This window comes from Vibrio sp. M260118, from assembly GCF_036533755.1.
Lineage (GTDB): Bacteria > Pseudomonadota > Gammaproteobacteria > Enterobacterales > Vibrionaceae > Vibrio.
Window position 1 is genome coordinate 1 of record NZ_JATABG010000311.1, and the last position, 4327, is coordinate 4327.

The window sequence follows — 4327 nt, forward strand, 5'->3', positions numbered from 1 at the left end:
GCTACGCTCAATGCAGCTACTGTCACGCAAAGGGATCGGTATGCCAATTACTGGGTTTGCTAGTAAACCTGATGACGTTAAAGACCTACTCGATATGGTCGGTGGTGCGCCTGTCGTTATCAAGCTATTGGAAGGTACTCAAGGTATTGGCGTGGTTTTGGCAGAAACACGTAAAGCAGCAGAAAGCGTTGTTGAAGCTTTTATGGGGTTAAAAGCCAACATCATGGTGCAAGAGTACATTAAAGAAGCAGGCGGTGCCGATATCCGCTGCTTCGTAATTGGAGACAAAGTGATTGCAGCGATGAAACGACAAGGTGCAGAGGGCGAGTTCCGCTCTAATTTACACCGTGGCGGTAGTGCATCACTCGTTAAGATCACTCCAGAAGAGCGCCGCACTGCCGTGGCAGCTGCAAAAATAATGGGCCTAAATGTGGCTGGTGTCGATCTACTAAGATCTGAGCGTGGTCCATTAGTTATGGAAGTAAACTCATCTCCAGGTCTTGAAGGAATTGAAGCTGCAACGGGTAAAGACATTGCAGGAATGATTGTCGAATTTATCGAGAAAAATGCAGCAAGCAAAAGGACAAAAACGCGTGGCAAAGGCTAAGAAAAACAGTGTATTTGAATTTTTCGGCGAGTCTATCTCGCCGGGAGAGCGCAAGGTCGTTGAGTTAGAAGCCGCTAAGCTTTATACCCATTCACCTTTGTCGATTCCGGTGGAGATCATCAATGGCAACCATCAAGGGCCTGTACTAATGGTCAACGCGGCGATCCATGGTGATGAGCTGAATGGCGTCGAGATCGTGAGGCAGTTAATCAACACTATAGATGCAAGCAAACTAAAAGGAACGGTCATTGCCGTACCGATAGTTAACGTGTTCGGTTTTATTCATAAGTCTCGTTATCTACCAGACAGGCGAGATCTCAATCGCTGCTTCCCGGGTAGTGAGAAAGGCTCGCTCGCATCACGCATGGCGCACACCTTTTTTTCTCAGGTGGCGAAGCGCTGTGATTATATTCTGGACCTGCACACTGGCGCGATTCATCGTACTAATCTGCCACAGATCCGTGCTGATTTAAGTAACCCCGAAACGTTTAGGATCGCCCAAGCGTTCGCTACGCCAGTTATCGTCGATGCTCCACTACGCGATGGCTCATTACGTAGCGAGGCAGAACGCTTGGGTATTCCGGTACTGACCTACGAGGCCGGCGAAGCACTGCGCTTTGAGCCGATCTGTATCAGTGCAGGTTTTATTGGCGTGCAACGAGTGATGCAAGCAATTGGCATGTTACGTTCAAGTCGCAAAAAACTGCCGACTTCGATGATTGCCAAGTCCACTAGCTGGTTACGCGCAGAGAGCGATGGCATCCTAAGAACGTTAGTGACCTTAGGAGAAAAGGTAGAGAAAGGACAAGTGCTCGCTTATATTAGCGCCCCACTAGGCCACAGCGAAATTGAGTTGAAGGCTCGTAAGGGCGGTATCGTTATCGGACAGCAGACTCTGCCACTGGTCAACGAAGGTGACGCGATTTTCCATCTCGCCTACTTCGAGCAAGACGATCAAGAGGTTGAGCAGGTAGTAGAAGAGTTTATTGAGGAAGTGATTGACGCAGACCTTGAACCTTTAACCACAGGCCAGATCAACTCACCGTCTTAACTTAACAACAACCCAAATAAAAATAGCCCGCATTTAAAGTGTGGGCTACTTCGTTTCAGTCCAGTCAGCTTAACCAAAAGAAGCCCAAATCACTGTCGCAACTAACACTGGACAAACAAACTTCACATAAGCGGGCCACAACTTACCAAACCAGCCTTGAGTAAACTCAGGGCAACCTTGCTCTAGCTCTTTGATTTTTGAATTGCGATGCCATACCCAACCACCAAACAAGCAGAACAACAGCGCAGCAGCGGGTTGCAGGTACTGAGTGGCAATCATCGCCACCATGCCAAACATCGCAGCAAAGTTATAAACAATCACCACACTAAACAGCGCAATCAAGCCACCCAATACCCAGCTTGTTGATGTTCTCTTAGTGTTGAAGCGCTCACTCACTAGCGCAACAGGACACTCAAGCATTGAGATTGACGAAGTCAGCGCTGCAATAGTCAAAAGTAAGAAGAACACAATGGCGAATAGCTGGCCTAGCAAGCCTAAGCTGTCAAACATCAGTGGTAACACGGTAAACACTAAGGTATCTGAACTAAGTAGTGAGCCATCTTCAGCATAGATCTGCACGCCCTTTTGCATCGCAACAAACATTGCAGGCATCACGACCAGACCGGCAATAAAGGCTACCGCAGTATCGACTAAGGTTACGTTCATTGCCATTTTAGGTAAGTTCTCTTTCTTACTTAGGTAGGAACCATAGATAAGCATGGAACAGCCACCGATAGTGAGCGAGAAGAAACCCTGCCCCATTGCCGCTAAAATCAACTTACGATCCATGATTTTTTCAAAGTCAGGGATAAGATAATGCTTAAGGCCTTCCATCGCGCCGCTTTGGGTCATGATGTAAACAAACAGCAGAGCAAACAGCACAAACAGCGCAGGCATTAAGCGAGTCGACCATTTCTCGATTCCCTGCTTAACCCCACCTTGAACGATCAATACAGTAAGCACGTAGAAGGTGATGGTGCCGAACAAGTTACGCTCAACGCTAAAGCCTTTAAACCAAGCGGTCGCAGTTTCCATGCCGAAAACATCAGTAATCGCACCGAGCAAGAAACAGATCAGCCACCCACCCACTATGCTGTAAAAAGCGAGCACCGCACTTGGAACACTTAAGCCTATCCAACCTACCGCCGCACCAAGTTTTTTACCTGTAGGGTTGTCGGTAAGAGAGCGCATACTATCAACTGGGTTCGCTTGACCATGGCGACCAATGGCCATTTCTACCACTAGCATAGGGAAAGCTACGATGAGGATCATAACAAGATATACGAGAAGAAAAGCGCCGCCACCGTTGCTAGCTGCTTGAGTTGGGAAGCCCCATATATTGCCTAAGCCAACCGCAGCGCCTGCCGCTGCAAGAATAAATCCAAGACGAGAGCCGAAGTGCTCCCTTGATTGAGCGTTGTCTACTTGTGCCATACCACTTAACTTTGCATCAATGAACTAGTTGGCTAGTACATTAATATAAAGCGTCAAAATTAACAACGAAATTAGCAGTTAGATCGGCAGTTGATAGTTAATGACAGAGCATTTAACTTGTAACGACAGGTTTACAGGCAGTTATGTCCAAACGAAACTTACACTGTTTAAGCACACCAATACAGAGCACAAATGCGCTCTGTATTCTAGTTTACGCTTGGGGAGTTAGATGGTGAAGATTTGATAGTCCTTCAACTCAGGGATTTTTTTGTGCAACTGCTGCTCTTGCTCTGCCATCTCATCCAGAGAGTCACAAAACGCTTCGCTCTGCTGCTGAACTTCTGCTGAGTGTTGCTTCAAACGCTCGGCGATACGCTCTTTTAACTCACTCATAGAGTTCGCCATCTCAGTAAGATTCAAGCCACCTTCAGATTTCATCTTTTCCGACATAGCATTGAATGCACTAGTGATGAACTCTTCATTGAACAGAGCTTTGGCCTTTTCAAAGTCTTCCGCCCAGCTTTCGCTTAGTGAGCTAAAACTATCCGCAGGCAAAACTAGGTCACCATTCTGGTAGTAACGCGCTTCCATCTCGGCAAAGAACTTCTGCATTGACGCTTTAACATCCTCAAAGGCTTCTGGTGCATCAAGACTTAGTGCAACGTCGTCAATAATATCATTCGCTAAAGCTAGTCCGTCTCGAGCAATCTGTTTAGCGCGAGGTAAGTAATCATTTAAGCCCTCTCGGTACTTCTCAATGGCCTGCTGCTGCTCGCTATCGAGCTCAATTTTTTCACCATGAATCAGCAAATTATTATCAGCATCGACAATCGCTCTCTCACCGCTAGTCTGGAGAATTTCGATTCGCTCACTATTTAGATGAACTTCGTTTTTCAAATCGACTTTGCACTGAGCAGCATAAGCTTGACTAGAAAGCAAAATAGGTAAGGTCAGTAATACTTTTTTCATTATCATCTCATTCAATTCATTAACCGCTAGCATAACAAAATCATTGGTTATTTTGTCAGCAAATAGCCTCTATCTCATAACTGTGCTCTGTCACACCAACTTGATAACTCAGCTCATCTCCCACTTGCTTGCCTTGCATAGCTTTGCCCAGTGGAGAGTCAAAAGTCACAACCGCTATCGTCAGCTGGTTAAATGTCACTTTAAGTCCACCAGAGCAAGGCGCAATAAAGAACCAATGCTGATTATCGTCTAGGTCAAGCAAAGAG

Annotated in this window: 5 protein-coding genes; 2 read left to right on the forward strand and 3 right to left on the reverse strand. The window is 46.4% G+C overall.

Translation table 11 applies throughout. The features are described from left to right. Window positions 1-607 (forward strand): RimK family alpha-L-glutamate ligase (locus QTO00_RS15605; RefSeq protein ID WP_331425610.1); only part of this gene is annotated, 607 nt, incomplete at its 5' end. Then, window positions 567-1658, forward strand: a complete 1092-nt coding sequence (locus QTO00_RS15610; protein WP_331425611.1) for a succinylglutamate desuccinylase/aspartoacylase family protein — start codon at window positions 567-569, stop codon at window positions 1656-1658. The genes QTO00_RS15605 and QTO00_RS15610, both read left to right, overlap by 41 nt. Before the next feature lie 69 nt (window positions 1659-1727). On the opposite strand, the gene QTO00_RS15615 is transcribed toward QTO00_RS15610, so the two are convergent. The 3 genes from QTO00_RS15615 to QTO00_RS15625 form a co-directional block, all read right to left on the reverse strand. Then, window positions 1728-3092 (reverse strand): sodium-dependent transporter, encoded by a 1365-nt coding sequence (locus QTO00_RS15615; RefSeq protein WP_331425612.1) that lies wholly within the window; start codon window positions 3090-3092, stop codon window positions 1728-1730. A 225-nt stretch (window positions 3093-3317) separates the two neighbouring features. Further along, entirely contained in the window at window positions 3318-4061 is a 744-nt protein-coding gene (locus QTO00_RS15620) for a YggN family protein (protein WP_331425613.1), read from the reverse strand. 55 nt (window positions 4062-4116) lie between these two features. Then, window positions 4117-4327, reverse strand: a 211-nt coding sequence (locus QTO00_RS15625; RefSeq protein WP_331425614.1) for a GreA/GreB family elongation factor, incomplete at its 5' end; no start/stop codon positions are given.